The sequence below is a fragment of the Succinivibrio faecicola genome (assembly GCF_019448115.1).
Classification (GTDB): domain Bacteria; phylum Pseudomonadota; class Gammaproteobacteria; order Enterobacterales; family Succinivibrionaceae; genus Succinivibrio; species Succinivibrio faecicola.
Genome location: NZ_JAGFNY010000002.1, coordinates 108,090 through 125,592 on the forward strand (window position 1 = coordinate 108,090; position 17,503 = coordinate 125,592).

Sequence of the window (17,503 nt, forward strand, 5' to 3'; positions counted from 1 at the left end):
TCTGGAGAGTATTATTATGAAAAAGACTAAAATGGTCTGCACTATCGGTCCTAAATCCGAGAAGCGCGAAATCATGGAAACCCTATTATCTACTGGTATGAACGTAATGCGTTTAAACTTCTCTCACGGTGACTTCGAAGAGCACGGTGGTCGTATTACCAATATCAACGATATCATGGAAAAGACTGGCAAGATCTTTGCTGTTCTTTTAGATACCAAGGGTCCAGAAATCAGAACATGCGATCTAGAAAATGGTGAAGATGTTTCTTTAAAGACTGGCGATGTAATCACTTTATGCGCTGATGCATCATTTGTTGGTAACAAGTCAAAAGTTGGCGTTACCTATCCAGACTTAGCAAAAGACTTAAAGGTTGGCTCAACTGTTCTATTAGACGACGGTTTAATCGGCTTAAAGGTTATCGAGATTTCAGGTACTGACGTTGTTTGTGAAGTTCAGAACAACGGCGACCTAGGTGAGCACAAGGGTGTTAACTTACCATGCACTCACATTTCAATGCCATTCTTATCAGAGAAGGATAAGGGCGACTTATTATTCGGTATCAAGCGTGGCGTAGATTTCATCGCAGCTTCTTTCACAAGAACAAAAGAAGACGTTCTTGATATCCGCAACTTCTTAGACGCTAACGGCGGTAACGACATCAAGATCATCTGTAAGATCGAAAACCAGGAAGGTTTAGACAACTTCGAAGACATTCTTGCTACTGCTGACGGTATCATGGTTGCACGTGGTGACATGGGTGTTGAAATCCCAGCTCAGGAAGTTATCTTCGCTCAGAAGCATATCATCAAGCGTTGTAACGAAGTTGGTAAGCCAGTTATCACTGCTACCCAGATGCTTGATTCTATGATCAAGAACCCACGTCCTACCCGTGCAGAGGCAGGTGACGTAACCAACGCTATCTTAGACGGTACTGATGCAGTTATGTTATCAGGTGAGTCAGCTAAGGGTAAATACCCACGTGAGGCTGTTTCTACAATGAACACCATCTGTGAGCGTACTGATGCTTACTGCTTAGAGAACAAGGTTTTACGTCGTGTAGAGTCAAAGCACACTGTAACTGATTCAGCTTGCTTAGCTGCTGTTAAGGATGCAGAGAGCTTAGATGCACCAGTTATCGTTGTTGCAACCAACCACGGTCACTCAGCACGTGCAATCCGTAAGTTCAATCCAAATGCAACTATCTTAGCATTAACACCAAACATGAAGGCTGCTCGTCAGTTATGTGTAACTCGTGGTGTTGTACCTAAGGTTATCCCTGCATTAAAGTCAACTGACGAATTCTTCGAGCTTGGCAAGAAGTTCGCTGTTGAGGCTGGTTTAGCTAAGGCTGGCGATAAGATTGTTATGGTTAACGGTGCATTAGTACCTGATGGCGTAACAAACACAATGTCAGTTCACACTATCTAATAAGATAGTTCACCATTCTTAAAAAGGAGCTTCGGCTCCTTTTTCTTTTCTTAAAATAAATTCTGTTTTAGATATGCTCTACTCTTATTTTTTGAGTAATAATCAGTATTGTGTGTTGAATTGAGAGGTGACTGTCAGAAGACAGTCAGAAGAATGATTATAAATCAGGAGAGTTCAGTATCTTAGCGTTGGTTTCATCCTTTACATCCTGAGGGATCTTATCCCAAGCCTGCTTAATTGGCAGAATAAGATTAATGCACTCATCAATAGGAGCAATATCAAGGGAAACTGAAGCCTTATTCAATAGCTCTTTCATGTATTCATACAGAGCAAACATCCTGTCAGCAAGTTCAGGATTCTGCTTTTTGTCTAATGATGACTGAAGGCCATTAAGAATACCTATAGCCTTATTGATTCTGTCAGCCTTGTATTCATAGTCATGTCTGACAATTGCACCTTTTGCCTGAGATAATCTTTCAATAAAACCTTCATACATCATCTGAATGATACGGTGAGGATCTGCAACTGAAAGCTCAGCTTCTAGGTTTGTCTTTTTATATGCTTTAAGGTTACGTCCGTACATTTGATCTCCTGCAAATCAAAAATACACATTTTTTAATTATAATTATTATCACTAACTTAGTTAACGGCAAATCTTAGAATATTTTAAGTATTATTTTCAAATCGGACAAGCTGTCTTTTGAGTTTAACTAATCAATGTTTGATTTGTGTTGCAACTACAGTATGTTTACAAATATAATTAGCATCGTTGGCGTAGTTTAAAAAAAACATCCCCACATTTGTGATGAGCCAATATATATGTTGTTTATCAAAGTGTGGTGGTATCTTGCTTCTTGTAATCGATAATTATGATTCATTTACATGGAATCTTATTCAGTATCTAAAAATCCTTAAAATTCCATTCTGCATTCGTGCCAATGACGAAATAGATGCAAATTTTGTTATCAGCCTTAATCCATCAGGAGTTCTCTTATCTCCAGGTCCTGGTGAGCCTAAAGATGCAGGAAACTGCATTGATATTGTAAAGAAAATTTCAAAAAACAAATTCGAATCAATTCCTGTGCTAGGTGTTTGTCTCGGTCATCAGATCATAGCTGAGGCTTTTGGCGGCTCAATCAGAAAAGCAAAATCTCCTATGCATGGAAAGATAAGTTCAATAACAAATATTCAGACAGACATCTTCAGTACAACGCCTAAAACATTTGATGTAGTCAGATATCACTCTTTAGTTGTTGATAAACTGCCACCTGATTTTAAGATTAGCGCAGTATCAAATGACGATCATGAGGTAATGGCAATTTCAAGTCAAAAATATCACTGCTACGGAATACAGTTTCATCCAGAAGCTTTGCTTACTGAGTTTGGATTATCCTTGCTTGATAATTTTTATAAAATCTGCAAAAAGGATCATTGTCAAATATGAAAAATTTACATGAAAGAATAAGGCAGATAACAGAGAATAACTGCAATATATCAGCAGTTAAATTAGATTTAAACAAAATAATATCATGGTCTGAAATTGAAGAGTATTTTATAAGTGAATACTCTGATGCAATTTATCTTGATAGTCAGGAAAAAGAAGTCTCAAAAACCAACCAGTATTCAATTATTGGATTCAATACAATTGAAACTGTATATACAAAATACAATGAAGACTGCTCATATATCTCCTGCAGAGAAGATGAAAAAAAGACCTCAGAACAAATAGATGACGCACTTGAATATATATCTGATTCTATAAAGATCATAAAACAGCAATTCAGTGCAGATTTATCTGGATCCCTTCCTTTTTATTCAGGCTTTATAGGAATGATATCTTATGATTATCAATGCCATCTGCCTAAAAACAAGATCTCTTTGCCAAATGTAAAAAACAGAATAGGACTTCCAGTTTTGATGTTTCGATTCTGCCTAAATTCAATAATTAGAGATCATAAAGATAACTGTATTTATCTTACTGGTTTTAACTGTTCTGCTCTATCAGAGAAATTAATCAGCGGTTTAAAGGATTTTATACAAAAGAAAAAAACTAAAAATATCACCCAAAAGAAAACTAAAGAGTTATCTGCCAAAAGTACATTTAAATCAGATGTGACGTACGAGCAGTATATTGCCGATCTCAATGAGGTTCACAATGCTATCTTTAAAGGTGATGTTTATCAGATTAACTATACAGCAAGATTCAGCACAGATTATTTAAAGTCGCCAATAGATCTGTTCAAGAAACTAAAAAAGATAAACCCATCTCCTTTTGCTTCATTTTTTAAATGCGACAACTTCCATGTGGTGTCATCATCACCAGAGCTATTCATAAAAGTTCAAGATAAAACAATTCAAACAAGACCTATAAAAGGAACAATCAAAAAAACGGATGATGAAAAACTAAATGAAAAACTTGTAAATAAGCTTAAAAACAGCAAAAAGGATCGATCTGAACTTCTTATGATTGTAGATCTTGAGAGAAATGATTTTGGAAAAATCTGCAAGGCAGGATCTGTAAAAGTAACCTCTCTATTTGAAATTGAAGAATATCCAACTCTTTATCATCTTGTATCTAACATTGAAGGCAAACTAGATGATTTTGTAACTGTTGCTGATGTACTAAAGGCAACCTTTCCTGGTGGATCTATTACAGGTGCTCCAAAATTATCTGCAATAAATCATATTAGAAAACTTGAGCATTCACCAAGAGAGCTGTATACAGGCTCTATTGGGTATATCGATATATCAGAGAACATGCAGTTTAATATCGCCATAAGAACTGTTGTTGTGTCAGATTCAAAAGCATATATCAGCGCTGGTGGAGGCATTGTATGGGATTCAGATCCTGACAGTGAATATTCAGAAAGTTTATTAAAGGCAAGAGTATTTAAGGATGTATTATGCTCATAATTAAAAATAAAACAGTAAATAAACTCAATAGTGAGGAGTGTGAAAAATTAGTAAATTGTGCTGGATTAAAAAACGGCATTGGTGTCTTTGAAACAATAAAGGTCATAAAGACAGAAAATGAAACTGCAACAGGCGAATATCTTTTAGAGCACTATGAAAGACTCATAAGAGCTGCACAAAAAACAGGTCTTGAAACTGATCTTGATTATAAAACAATAAAGAGCTGCGTTGAGTCTCTGCTAAAGGATTTAAATGTTCTAAGAGGAGCTATCAGAATTTCTCTTTTAGCTGATGCATATCCTGACACTATCTGTCTTATTGAGTGGCAGAACAGATTTTATACAAAGGAGCAAAAAGAAATAGGCTATAAACTTTGTATCAGCGACTATAAGATAAATCCATATGCACTTACATCAGGAATAAAATGCCTGTCTAATGCAGAAAATATCCTTGCTTTACATGCTGCAAAATCAAGAGGCTTTAATGAGGCAGTTAGACTGAATACAGATGGTTTTATTACAGAATGCTGTATATCAAATATATTCTGGATAAAGGAAAACACGCTTTATACTCCATCATTAGCTACAGGATGCCTTGATGGAATCATGCGCGCTCATGTAATTGAAGATTACAGAAAATCAGGATTTAAGATAGTTGAAGGACTGTTCACAATAGACTGTCTTTATAATGCTGACAGAATATTCATTACAAATGCACTTATGGGACAAATGATTGTTAAAAGCATAGATTAAAAAGAATAAAGCCACTATCTAAAAGAATAGTGGCTAAAATTCAGGAGCAGAATAGCAGGTTATGCGTTCTCGTCAAAGATTATGCCCTTGGCTATACTCTTTTTATCATCCTGGCTAAGACCAGTCTTTGCCTGGAGATCGTCTAAACGCTCAGACATTTTCAAAAACTCTTCAGATGGGATCTGTCTTACGAGTTTTTTCGTATTCATGTCTGTAACCTTTACAACAGTGCTCTCGGTTTCCTTATCAATACTGAAATTCAAACCGATATACTGCCTGTTAAGAGCTTCCATTCGCTCCTTGATTCTTTTCTCGTTGATTTCCTGAACAGCCCTTGATACCTGCTTTTCAGAATCTACCTGTTCAGTATCTTTATTTTTTTCTACGTCTTCTGTCTTTTTATCAGATAAAGTAGAAATTCTATTCTCTTTTTTAAGCTCTTGAGTGTCATTTACAGTTTTATCTGTTTTTGACTGAGCATAGGAACTTTCTTTCTGTGTACTGATATATTTACCGACATCTGACGCTACTGCATTTGAATAAGTAATAGTAATATCGCTCATAGCCCACCTCCCCTCAGTAACTGAGGAGTCATCCTCTCTCTCCTGAAAAGAAATAATACTTTTTCAGCTATATAAATTATCGGATGAAAATTTGCAAACTTTAATAAAAAAACAAAAAAAATTATTTTTTTCTGCAGTTTTATTGAGAAATATAACTATGCTTATGATTTTTAAGTAAAAAAAATACCGACAATGAAAAATCCTTTGTCAGTATTTTTTCTAAAAGATCTGATAATTTAGGTTATGACAGTAATCTTGCTGCATCAAAACCATTCAGATTTGACTGAAATGCACCATCTGTTTTTAACAGCATTGATGTAATATCTGATACAAAAGATTTTGCATTTTCAGCTGTTACCTTTGACTCAGCTTTTGAATTTACATCACCAACCTTTGTCTGAAGTTCAACAATTGATGACTTCTGATTAAGATTAGCTCTGTTATCCATAACAGATCCTGTAGCATTACTCTTTGCAGATACTAAAGGAACTTGTCCTGTCTGAACTGAATTAATATTGTTAATCATAATTCTCACCCCTTTGCATTATATATAATCGAACAATGACTGCTTTTGCAGCATACTGTAAATCTGTCTTGAAACTGTCAGCTGATTCTGTGACTGCACGAGATTTGATGCAGCCTCAAACGCGTCCATCTCTGATACATTTGCCTTTGATTCGGTTTTAATGTCTGATAGAGATGTATTAGAAGTCATAACAGTTTGAATAGTATTCTGTCTTGCGCCAATCTGACCACGGTATGAGTCATAACGGTTCATTGCAATCTGAACATCTTTCTGCCCTGCTGCGATTCTGGCAGTCTTTTCTGTCTTTGATAAAGACTCATTTTGAATATCATTAGCAAGATTGGTTAGAACATTTAAAATATTGTCTGTTTTAGGTGCATTGAGCTCTACGTCAATATTTCCAACGTAATTGCTTGATGGAAGATAAAACTCCATTCCCTTTACAGTAATGGTGGAATTCATTTTATCTATTTCACCAGTTTCAATTACGTCAGTACCAGTTACTGCACCTGTTGCATCAAGTCTATCTTTTACAAGAGAAAAAGTACCGTCTGCCAGGACCTCTACTCTTAAATGATTGTTAACAGTTGGGCCTATTGATGATGAGTAATAGTTTTCATACAAATCATCAAAATCTCCATAATTGCTGATAACAGCTGCTGTGACAGCAGGTGTACCGGCTACTGTCATTGAATTTGACTTTCTGCAGTTTTCAAAGATATCAAGACCAGAATCTGAAACCTGCACTGTTACACCAGGTGCTACAAGAACTTCTCTTACAGAGCCGTCAGCCTGACATGTATAATGACCATCAGATGTTAATGAGAATGTAGGAACATCTGATCTTGCACCTGAGAAGATATACTCACCTTCAGTATTCTGAGTATTCATCAGATTATAAAGATGATCACGCATCTGCTCTATTTCTGCAGCTAAAGCATCAAGACTGTTCTGATCGTTTGAGCCATCAACACACTGAATCAGTCTTGAATGGATACTTGATAAAGCAGACCACATTGATTCTAGAGCAGTTTCTTCCTCTGATAAGGTATTGTTGGCAAGACCGCCATCCTTGTTAAACTGTGTATATGCACTGATAGCACCTTCATACTTAACCTTTGAGGCCATTCCTGAAGGATCTTCACCTGCTGTCTGGAACTTTTCACCGGTATTGTATTTCTGAGCATTCTCGTCTACCTTTGAATTAGCATTCTGAATATATTTCAGAGAGCTGGTAAACTGCATTGTAGTTGAAATTCTCATTTACAATCCCTCCATTACATTGCATTTAACAGTGCATTAAATACAGTCTGACTTGCTTCAATAATCTTTGAACAAGCTGAGTATGACTGCTGGAACATAAGAAGATTTGCTGCCTCTTCATCAAGATTTACACCAGCACTTGAATCATACAGTTTCTGTGTCTGCTCCTGTTTTGCAACAGCTGCTTCATAGTTTGCACTTGCAGCTGAAACATCAGAGCCAACCTTAGCTAAAAGATTTGCATAACCGTCATTAAAGGTTGTAACCTGCTCTGAACCTGTTGTTCTTACAATAGTCTTGTTACGAAGTGCAATTAAGGCATTACCGTTTGAATTATCTGCCTGACCACCTGTATTTATCTCGATGTAGAATTTGTCGTTATCCTTTACGGTACCGCTAACACTTACATCATAGCCATAATCCCTCATTGGTGTTGTTGTAAAGGCACCTGCTGCAGCATCATATGTCACTGCATTTGCAAGAACATTCACACCGTTGCAAGAAGCAGGAGCTCTACCTAATAGGTTACCTGCACTATCTTTAATCAGATAATTACCTGCATTATCAATCTGAATCTGAGTTGGAGCACCAGCATTGAATACAGGGTGCTTTGTTGTAGGATCAACAGATACACCATAAGCAGCACCGGTATTTGTACATCTTGATAATGAGATTGTTGCATTACCGTAGTTGTCTGATGCAGTTCTTGTTCTTACTGCTGATGCAAAGGCAAAATCCTCTGGTTTTGATACATTAGATGAAACCAGAGAGCCTACCATCATTGTTGGCTGAACAAGGAAAATAGTACCATCATTCTTTAAGGTTGTAAGATCCTTGTTCATTGTCAGAGTAATACCATATTCTGACAGATTGATATAAGTCTTACCACCAGCTTCTGATACAGCACCTGCAGGAAGATCAGCGGTAATATTTACCTTGCCTTTACCTTCATCTACTCTGTATACGTTAAGTTCACCGTCAACAAAGGATACCTGGAAATCATAGCCCTGAACATTTGAACCCTGACCTTCATTGAAGGTTGCCAAAATTGAGTTGTCGTTAATACCGCTCTGATTTGATGTACCCCATACTGAAGGAATGTTAAGAAGGTTATCACCTGCAATATCTTCAAGTGTGAAACCAGCCTTGTTCTGGACATTAAGAGCATCTGCAAGAGCTACAGTAAGTTTTCCAAGCTCTCGCATACTGTTTCTGATCTGATCGGTTGAATTTAAGTAACCACCTAATGAACCACCAATCTGATTGTTGGACAGTTTTACCTTACCTGTATTCTGATTAGATGGGCCATTCAGACCGTTGTAATGCATGTAAACATCAGTTTTTGTATTATCAAACTGATTAGCTTCTGATGATAAAGTTGCATAGGTATCACCATTAGCAAGTAGCATACCCTGATCCATGTATACAGCAAGGCATCCATCCTGCTGCTCTTTAACATTGACTGATGCAAGATTTGACAGTTCGCCTATTAAACGATCGCGCTCATCCAACATCTGCATATAGATTTCATTGTTTACAGAATTGTCAGATAAAGACAGAGAACGGATCTGAGCATTTATCTTACATATAGCATAACTATAAGAGTTGATATCATCGATATCATCAGTAATCTTTGAATTGGTATCCTTTAAAGAATCAACCATTGATTCTGTAGCTGAATTAATACGCAGCACAAGGTTTTCTAATTTTGATTTAGCATTATTACGGCTGGCAGAAGAGGTAGGAGTATTTGCTGCTGTAGATAATTCATCAAAAAATGAAGATGCTGCTTTAGCAATAGACATATCAGCATCTGACAAAACACTGTCAGTAGTCTTCATACCAAGACCAAAAGCATTGTAGTAAGAAGCAATACCGTTATCAACAAAAAGCTGACGCTGAACGTATTTGTCATAAACACGACGGGTATAGGTTGCACCAACACCCCAGTCTACACATGATGTGTAGGTCTGTGTTTCCTTTCTAACATAGCCTTCAGTATTTACGTTATTGATGTTATTTGAAGTAGCATTCAATAACTTCTGCGAATTTAATACGCCATACTTACCGGTAATGATTAAATCAGTTGACATTCTTACTATCCCCTAAAGTGGCAAATTTCTGCCATTTTTCACTCTTCAAAATTACATATGCTATTTGTATGCCATAAATGCAATTTTTCGTGAAATTTTTTTGAGTTTGTCTGCATAGTCAGGATCTGTAGCGTATCCGGCCTTATGAATCTGCTCAAAATATTCGTCGGGACTATAACTTTTATCTATTGCATCCTTGTATCTTGGATTATCTTTAATAAAGCTTATATAATCCTTCATACTCTCAAGGACACCTGAGTATTTTCTGAACCTGTCTATAACGTTGACTTTCTTACCGTTTATATACTCAGAGGTAAGTTCGCTTGTTTTTTCTCCCTTGTAAGAATCATTGGCCTTGATACCAAAATAATTGTTGTTGTCAGAAACATGACGACCCCAGCCTGTTTCAAGGGCTGCCTGTGCAACTAAAACCAATGGATTAAATCCAATGCCTTCTACAGCCTTTAGAGCATAAGGCATGATCTTCTTGACAAAATCCTCCTCGTCCTGAATATTCTTAAGATCTGCATTTTCCTTAATAGATCCATATAAATCTTTAAGTCTTGAAACAGAAGCATTTGCATCAACCTTTAAGGAGGCAAGAGTGCTTAAAGATACGTTAGAGCCTTTTACGTAGCTCTCTTTGCTTCTCTGACCTACAGACATCTTGTCAAGCTCTGCCATAAGAGCTTTTCCCTCATCACCTAAGGACTTGGCAAACTGCTTTGTAATAAGGTAGGTAACAGAATTCTTGTTAATAGATGTTTTTGAATTCATTGAACCGACATACTGAGTTGAAAGCATATCGTCAAAGAATGATGAATACTTTGAATGCAATGGAGAATCAGGATTTATAGTCTCATTAGTCTGCTTCATTGCATCAAGCCAGTATTTGTTGAGCAAAGCTTCAAACTGCTCTGCCGCTGCTTTTAAAGCTAAAGCCTGATCTTTTTTATCGCCCTGACCGAGTTTTTTGAGTTTCTGCAGACTGCGATGATCAGCTGCAAAACCAATATCGGTTTTAGCTGTATTTGCAGTATTTGCAATTAGTAGATCTTCACTCATAACTCACCTGACAAAAAATAGACGATTTTTTTCAATTTACTAAGCAGATGCAATGAACGTGCCAGATAAAAATATGACCATATAAAAAATAAACGTTACAACTTTTTTTTGACGACTTAGGTAAATATTAGATAATATGCGCCAATAACAATTAATGAAGCAAAATCCAGACTTTTCAATATATTATTGTGTTTTTAAAAAACAACGTTGCTCACAATTTATAATGATTTTTGTATTTTTTAGTCAAAATTTTGTCATTATTTTTGTTAGTTATTGTATGATAGATACTAGAAAAGTATTTATTATTAAATTAGGTATGTCATATGCAGTTCTCAGGTAATCTGCTAATCCTTGAAAAGGATGCATCAAAAAGACAGTCTCTTGAAACAATCTTCTCTTTTTTAGGTCTTTCCTGTCAGAGTGGTGATGTAAACGACTGTCTGTCATATTTTGACGCGGAAGATTCAAATGTGGACTTCTGTGTTCTTGGTGATACAGATGCCATAAGGGCAGATGAATTATTGTCAAAGCATCAGGATACAGCCTTTTTACTGTGCTCAGAAAATATTAAAGATGATTTAAGTTCATACTCTAATCTTTTAGGCTCTATAAGTGACGATCCAAATTACGATGAGATTGTCTCTTTATTACACTACTGCCAGTCATTCAGAACCATGAGAAAATTCTCATCAAAATCAGGCAGTGGTGCAGCTACCCTCATAAAAATGCTTGTAGGTCAGGGTAAGGCTATTACTAATGTAAGAAGACTTATTGAACAGGTAGCATCTACAGATGCATCTGTACTTATTCTTGGTGAATCAGGTACAGGAAAGGAAGTTGTAGCAAGAGCTATTCATGAACTTTCAAAAAGAAAGAACAAGAATTTCGTTCCTGTAAACTGCGGAGCAATCCCTGCAGAGCTTTTAGAATCAGAACTTTTCGGTCACGAGAAAGGTGCTTTTACAGGTGCTATCAGTTCTCATGAGGGCCGTTTTGAACTTGCACAGGGTGGTACTATCTTCCTGGATGAAATCGGTGATATGCCGCTTCAGATGCAAGTAAAGCTTTTACGTGTTCTACAGGAAAGACAGTTTGAAAGAGTCGGCTCTAACAAGCCTATCAGTGCTGATGTAAGAGTTATTGCCGCAACTCATCAGAACCTTGAAAAGATGGTTGAAGAAAAGTTGTTCAGACAGGATCTTTTCTACAGACTGAATGTATTCCCAATTCAGACTCCTCCTTTAAGAGATAGAAGTGACGATATTCCACTTTTAGTTCAGGAACTTGTCAACCGTCACTCAAAAGAGCAGAAATCTACTGTAAGATTTACACAAAGAGCTATGTTGCAGCTGATGAGCTGTAACTGGCCTGGAAATGTTAGAGAACTGTCAAACCTTGTAGAAAGACTTCTCATCTTGCATCCAAATGAAATTGTTGATGTAGGAGATCTGCCTATTACCTATAGGGGAGGAAAGCTTGAGGATGATCCATTCGAAGAGAGAATGGCTCTTCTTGATAACTTCTCAGTTCCTCTGCCAGGCGATGAAATTCAAGAAGATAGCTTTGATGTAGAGGAAGCAGACAACAAGCCAATCGATCTTCCACCTTTACCTGTTATTGAAGGTGAAAATGATATGGCTCAAGCTTTTATGCCTACTTTAAATCCTGATGGAATAAATTTAAAGGATATGGTTTCTAATATTGAAATCAATATGATTAAGCAGGCTCTACAGCAGAGTAACGGTGTTGTCGCAAAAGCATCCGAAATTTTAGGACTGCGTCGAACAACTCTTGTTGAAAAAATGAAAAAATATAATATCGCTGCTTCTAATTAGGAACAAACTATGGACATTAATGAATCAATAAGCAAACTGCTTAAAAACAAAACAATTCTTGTTACAGGAGGCACAGGCTCTTTTGGTAACAAATTCATTAAAACAGTTCTTGAAAATTACGATATAAAAAAAGTAATCGTTTATTCAAGAGATGAATTAAAGCAGTATGAAATGCAGCAGCGTCTTGCAGAGTATAGCGAGAAACTGCGTTATTTTATCGGTGATGTCCGCGATTTAGCCAGACTGAAACTGGCGATGAAAGGTGTTGATATAGTAGTTCACGCTGCAGCTATCAAACAGGTACCAGCTGCTGAATACAATCCAATGGAATGTATCAAAACCAATATCAACGGTGCAGAAAATGTTATTGAGGCAGCAATTGAATGTGGTATAGAAAAAGTTGTTGCTCTATCAACAGATAAGGCTGCAAACCCAATTAATCTTTATGGTGCAACCAAGCTTTGCTCTGACAAGCTGTTTACTGCAGCAAACAATCTTGTAGGTGAAGGCAAAACAAGATTCTCTGTTGTACGCTATGGTAATGTTTCAGGCTCTAGAGGCTCTGTTGTTCCATTCTTTAGAAAACTCGTTGAGGAAAAAGCACAATTCATCCCTATTACAGATAGTCAGATGACAAGATTCTGGATTTCATTAAAGCAGGGTGTTGAGTTCGTACTTAAAGCTCTAGTAAGAATGAATGGCGGTGAGGTATTCGTTCCTAAGATCCCATCAATCAAGATTGTCGATCTTGCAACTGCTATCGCTCCAAACATTCCACAGAAAGTTATAGGAATCCGTCCTGGCGAGAAAATTCATGAACTTATGTGTCCTCGCGATGATTCAATGCATACCATTGAATTTAAGGACTTCTTTATCATAAGACCTTCCATTACCTTCTTTGGTAAACAGGATCCTGACGAATACAAGACCACGAAGATTGGAGAGGAAGGTAAGCCTGTACCAATTGGATTTGAATATAACTCCTTTAACAATCCGCATTATCTGACAGTTAAGGAAATTGTAGAATTTTTAGAACAGCAGGTAAAATAATATGATCCCGTACAGTACTCAGACTATCGATAATGACGATATAGAAGCAGTAAAAGAAGTTCTTCAGTCTGATTATCTGACCTGCGGTCCTGCTGTAAAAAGGTTTGAAACTGAAGTGGCTACCTATACAGGCAGTCGCTTTTCTGTCGCTGTCAATTCCTGTACCTCTGCTCTTCACCTTGCAATGATTGCACTTGGAGTTGACAGCAAGTGTACTGTTTTTGTATCAGCTGTAAGCTTTGTAGCCTCTGCAAACTGTGCCAGATTCCTTGGTGCAGATGTATCATTTGTTGATGTAGACAAATATACAGGCAACATGAACATTGATGCGCTTGAACAGATGCTTATAGAAGCAAAAAAGAAAAACAAACTTCCAAAGGTTGTTGTAGCGGTGCATCTTTCAGGGCGAGCTGTCGATCTTGAAAGACTTTACAAATTAAAACTTGAATACGGATTCTATCTGCTCGAGGATGCAGCTCATGCTCTTGGTGCCACATACAGAGGCAGCATGATAGGTTCTAACAAATATTCAGATATCACTGTTCTTTCATTTCACCCGGTAAAGATTATTACCACAGCAGAAGGCGGTATGTGTCTTACTAACAATGAAAGATTCTACTCTATTATCAAAAGCTATGCTGCACATGGAATTGTTCATGATAAGGATAAGCTTGTTAATAAAAATATGCCTGCTTATTATTATGAAATGCAGGAGCTTGGTTTTAATTACAGGCTATCCGACCTTCAAGCAGCGCTTGGTATCAGCCAGCTTAATAAAATTGACGATTTTTTAAGTAAACGAAGAGCACATGCAAAAGCTTATCCTGAGCTGTTAAAGCATGATCTTATTAAATGTCCTGTTCCTGACAGTCAAGGAAACGAAAGCTCCTGGCACTTGTATCAGTTAATTGTATTAAATGATAAAAGAGATTATCTGTTTAATGCCTTGAGAGATAAGGGAATTTTTGTGCAGATCCATTATCTGCCAATTTACAGACACCCTTATTATCAGAGTCTGAAAAACTATCCTCCTCTTGAAGGTGCAGAATACTTCTTTTCGCATACCATTTCCATTCCTCTGTATCCAAACATGACAAAGGTTGATCAGCAGATGGTTAGTGCATGCATACTAAAGCTTGCAGATGAGATGTAAATGAAAAATATAGCAGTGATTCCCGCAAGAGGCGGTTCAAAAAGAATTCCTAGAAAAAACATAAAAGATTTTAATGGAAAACCACTGATTGCCTACCCAATCATACAGGCTTTAAAATCAAATCTTTTTGATGATGTAATAGTTTCAACTGATGATGAGCAAATTGCAGCTATTTCTGAAGAATATGGTGCAAAAGTACCATTTTTAAGAGATAAGACTTTAGCTGATGACTTTACAGGTACGTTTGCTGTTGTTAAAGATGCATACAACAGATTAAAAGAAGAATATGCCCCAGATACAGTTTGCTGTATTTATGCAACTGCCCCACTTCTTTGTGACAATCATCTTATAAATGCATATAGTGATTTTGAAAAGAGTGAAGCAAAGTCATTAATCAGTGTATGTGAGTTCCCATTTCCTATACAAAGAGCATTTATCATGGATAATGAAGGCTTCATAAGCTACAGAGAGCCTCAGTATGCTATGACAAGATCACAGGATCTTGCTAAATGCTATCAGGACTGTGGTCTTTTCTATATTTATTCAAGTGAACTGCTTGAAGGCAAGTGTGAAGATAAGGCTATCTGTTATCGGATGCCAAGACACAGGGTTATTGATATTGATACACCTGAGGACTGGGACTTGGCAAGAGCACTGTACAATGCTGTAAACTCATTGAAACTTGACTAAATTATAAAATGTCAGTTTGACCTAATACAGATAGAATAAGGCCTTTTTCAAAAATATTTTTTGATAAAAGGCTTTTTTTATAATTCTGCTTCTTTTCTTTTATTTATCCTGATGTAAACTTTTCTCAAGCTTTATTCCTAAAGCTGAATATTAAAATTATTTTAGTATTCAACCAAACAAAAAAAGGTTGAGTACCAGTAGATACTCAACCACCAATTCACCTTTATGAAAGCTATCACGTATGTTTTTGCTCCAAAGCAAAAACATAACTAAGCTACATAGCATGTCTGTAATGTTACTTTATTACATCCAAAATAAACGTGATAGTAGTCACACAAATATGCAAAATGCTAACACAACAGCAACAATTTTTTCAAAACAATTTTTCGGTATTTTTTTATTTAAAAGCACTTAAAACAATGATACATAAGGGATCGTAAACAACGCAAACGTTTTTCTGTACTTTTACCGTGCATATTTTACGGTTTTATTATTTCACAATTTTTATAGCTCCTCAGTTCCATCAAGAAATTCAGGAAGCTGCCAGTTTATCGGCCTTTTTCCATGAGCTAAAAGATATTCATTTGTTTTTGAAAAATGGTGATTTCCAAAAAAACCTTTTGATGCTGACAATGGACTTGGATGGGCTGAGGTTAGAACAAGGTGCTTTGCACCGTCTATCAGCGAGGCTTTTTGTGCAGCATTATTTCCCCAAAGCAAAAATACAATATTTGAGCATCCAGAGCTGATAGCTTTTATAACACCATCTGTAAAATTCTCCCAGCCCTGACCTTTGTGAGAATTTGCCTGAGCTTCGTTTACTGTTAATACTGTATTTAAAAGTAATACGCCCTGTCTTGCCCATGGTACAAGATTTCCATGATTTGGGATCTTAAAGCCAGGAATATCATCTGTAAGCTCCTTGTATATATTGCAAAGAGATCTTGGAACAGGTATTCCAACAGGTACAGAGAAGCTAAGTCCCATTGCCTGCCCCTTTTCATGATATGGATCCTGACCTATGATAACGACTTTTAGTTTTTCAAATGGTGTATATACAAATGCATTGAAGATCTGATCTTCAGGTGGAAATACGTTTATTCCAAGCATACGTTGCTGTTTCTGATAAGCATAGGCATGTTTGAAAAAATCTGTCTGTTTTAACTGGCCAATCACTTCTTTCCAAGTCTGCATATATAATACCTTTGAGAATTATTATTGAATTTCTAATCCTTATTTTAATCGAGAACTTATTGTATAATGAAAAAAAACACTATTAAGTTATAAAAAACCTATTTTATTTTTTTAAGGAGATAACTATGCAATCATCAAATCCTGCCATTTCCGTAATCGGAAAAACTGCAGGTTATAACTTTGGTGGTACAGCTGAGCAAACAGCTACTATTCAGGGTACAACCACAAAATCAATTATCCTTGTTGCAGTAACCCTAATCATCGGTTATATGGCTATGAACTACTCTTTAGGTCAGCTCTACTACTACGGCAAAGCTCCTACTTTCCTTATGGGCTTCTCTGTAATAGCTGCTTTTATAGTTTCACTTGTTACAATCTTCAAGCCAACAACTGCTCCTATTACAGCTCCAATCTATGCTGTATTAGAAGGTGTAGGCTTAGGTACAATCTCATCATTATTTGAAGCTAAGGCTCCTGGCATTGTAACAACTGCCGTTATGTCAACATTCGTTGTTGTTATGACTATGCTTTTCCTGTGGAAGTATAAGATCATTGTTCCAACACAGCGCTTCAAATCAATTATTATGGGTGCTGTTGCAGGCATCTTTGTACTGTACATTTTAAACATGGTTTTTGTACTGTTCGGATCTGCTCTTATCCCAACATCAGGCCCATTATCAATTCTTATTTCTCTGATTGTATGTGCTGTTGCAGCTTTCAGCTTAATCCTTGATTTTGATGCAATCCAGTGCGGTGTTGATCAGGGTCTTCCAAAGTACTTTGAATACTACAATGCATTCTCATTATTAGTAACAATCTGCTGGTTATACATTGAGATCTTAAAGTTATTATCAAAAAGAGAAAACTAACAGTTAGCTGCTAGTTGAATATGCAAACCTCCATTTTGGAGGTTTGTTTTTTTCAATTGATTTTGCCTTAAACAAAGATATCTTTTAAAATACTGTTGTAAGTGAAAT

Annotated in this window: 16 protein-coding genes; 9 read left to right on the top strand and 7 right to left on the bottom strand. The window is 36.6% G+C overall.

Going from position 1 to position 17,503, the window contains the following annotated elements:
* The first annotated feature begins 16 nt into the window (after positions 1-16).
* Positions 17-1,429 carry a pyruvate kinase PykF gene (gene pykF / locus J5V48_RS01630; protein WP_219936276.1) on the top strand — a complete coding sequence of 471 codons (1,413 nt, stop codon included), beginning with the start codon at positions 17-19 and terminating at the stop codon, positions 1,427-1,429.
* A 157-nt stretch (positions 1,430-1,586) separates the two neighbouring features.
* Here pykF and fliS read toward each other — a convergent pair whose 3' ends face one another.
* Positions 1,587-2,012, bottom strand: a complete 426-nt coding sequence (gene fliS, locus J5V48_RS01635) for a flagellar export chaperone FliS (protein ID WP_219936278.1) — start codon at positions 2,010-2,012, stop codon at positions 1,587-1,589.
* 264 nt (positions 2,013-2,276) lie between these two features.
* Between fliS and J5V48_RS01640 the strand changes: the two genes are divergently transcribed.
* Genes J5V48_RS01640 through J5V48_RS01650 form a run of 3 tightly spaced genes read left to right on the top strand, consistent with a single transcriptional unit; the run spans position 2,277 to position 5,094 of the window.
* Positions 2,277-2,873 carry an anthranilate synthase component II gene (locus tag J5V48_RS01640; protein ID WP_219936280.1) on the top strand — a complete coding sequence of 199 codons (597 nt, stop codon included), beginning with the start codon at positions 2,277-2,279 and terminating at the stop codon, positions 2,871-2,873.
* On the top strand, positions 2,870-4,342 hold the full coding sequence (gene pabB / locus J5V48_RS01645) for an aminodeoxychorismate synthase component I (RefSeq protein ID WP_219936282.1): 1,473 nt from the start codon (positions 2,870-2,872) through the stop codon (positions 4,340-4,342). The genes J5V48_RS01640 and pabB overlap by 4 nt, the downstream gene beginning before the upstream one ends.
* Entirely contained in the window at positions 4,333-5,094 is a 762-nt protein-coding gene (locus J5V48_RS01650) for an aminotransferase class IV (RefSeq protein ID WP_219936284.1), read from the top strand. The genes pabB and J5V48_RS01650 overlap by 10 nt, the downstream gene beginning before the upstream one ends.
* 59 nt (positions 5,095-5,153) lie before the next feature.
* On the opposite strand, the gene J5V48_RS01655 is transcribed toward J5V48_RS01650, so the two are convergent.
* The 5 genes from J5V48_RS01655 to J5V48_RS01675 all read right to left on the bottom strand — a co-directional run bounded on the left by J5V48_RS01655 (position 5,154) and on the right by J5V48_RS01675 (position 10,604).
* Entirely contained in the window at positions 5,154-5,657 is a 504-nt protein-coding gene (locus J5V48_RS01655) for a flagellar protein FlaG (RefSeq protein ID WP_219936286.1), read from the bottom strand.
* A gap of 241 nt (positions 5,658-5,898) precedes the next feature.
* On the bottom strand, positions 5,899-6,183 hold the full coding sequence (locus tag J5V48_RS01660; RefSeq protein ID WP_219936290.1) for a hypothetical protein: 285 nt from the start codon (positions 6,181-6,183) through the stop codon (positions 5,899-5,901).
* Positions 6,184-6,201: 18 nt separating this feature from the next.
* Positions 6,202-7,446, bottom strand: coding sequence for a flagellar hook-associated protein FlgL (flgL, locus tag J5V48_RS01665; RefSeq protein ID WP_219936295.1), 1,245 nt, complete (start codon positions 7,444-7,446; stop codon positions 6,202-6,204).
* 14 nt (positions 7,447-7,460) lie between these two features.
* Entirely contained in the window at positions 7,461-9,539 is a 2,079-nt protein-coding gene (locus J5V48_RS01670; protein ID WP_219936298.1) for a FlgK family flagellar hook-associated protein, read from the bottom strand.
* Positions 9,540-9,599: 60 nt separating this feature from the next.
* On the bottom strand, positions 9,600-10,604 hold the full coding sequence (locus tag J5V48_RS01675) for a glucosaminidase domain-containing protein (RefSeq protein ID WP_219936302.1): 1,005 nt from the start codon (positions 10,602-10,604) through the stop codon (positions 9,600-9,602).
* Between the two features lie 323 nt (positions 10,605-10,927).
* Between J5V48_RS01675 and J5V48_RS01680 the strand changes: the two genes are divergently transcribed.
* Genes J5V48_RS01680 through pseF form a run of 4 tightly spaced genes read left to right on the top strand, consistent with a single transcriptional unit; the run spans position 10,928 to position 15,332 of the window.
* Positions 10,928-12,439: a sigma-54 dependent transcriptional regulator gene (locus J5V48_RS01680; RefSeq protein ID WP_219936306.1), complete on the top strand. Its 1,512-nt coding sequence runs from the start codon at positions 10,928-10,930 to the stop codon at positions 12,437-12,439.
* A gap of 36 nt (positions 12,440-12,475) precedes the next feature.
* Positions 12,476-13,489: a UDP-N-acetylglucosamine 4,6-dehydratase (inverting) gene (gene pseB, locus J5V48_RS01685; protein ID WP_219936358.1), complete on the top strand. Its 1,014-nt coding sequence runs from the start codon at positions 12,476-12,478 to the stop codon at positions 13,487-13,489.
* 1 nt (position 13,490) lies between these two features.
* Positions 13,491-14,642 carry a UDP-4-amino-4,6-dideoxy-N-acetyl-beta-L-altrosamine transaminase gene (gene pseC / locus J5V48_RS01690; protein ID WP_219936313.1) on the top strand — a complete coding sequence of 384 codons (1,152 nt, stop codon included), beginning with the start codon at positions 13,491-13,493 and terminating at the stop codon, positions 14,640-14,642.
* Positions 14,643-15,332 (top strand): pseudaminic acid cytidylyltransferase, encoded by a 690-nt coding sequence (pseF, locus tag J5V48_RS01695; protein ID WP_219936315.1) that lies wholly within the window; start codon positions 14,643-14,645, stop codon positions 15,330-15,332.
* A 504-nt stretch (positions 15,333-15,836) separates the two neighbouring features.
* Here pseF and ung read toward each other — a convergent pair.
* The gene (gene ung, locus J5V48_RS01700; RefSeq protein ID WP_219936318.1) at positions 15,837-16,526 is read right to left on the bottom strand and encodes a uracil-DNA glycosylase; all 690 of its coding nucleotides are present in this window, start codon (positions 16,524-16,526) and stop codon (positions 15,837-15,839) included.
* 125 nt (positions 16,527-16,651) lie between these two features.
* On the opposite strand from ung, the gene J5V48_RS01705 reads away from it, so the two are divergent.
* The gene (locus J5V48_RS01705) at positions 16,652-17,395 is read left to right on the top strand and encodes a Bax inhibitor-1/YccA family protein (protein ID WP_219936322.1); all 744 of its coding nucleotides are present in this window, start codon (positions 16,652-16,654) and stop codon (positions 17,393-17,395) included.
* Positions 17,396-17,503 lie beyond the last annotated feature (108 nt).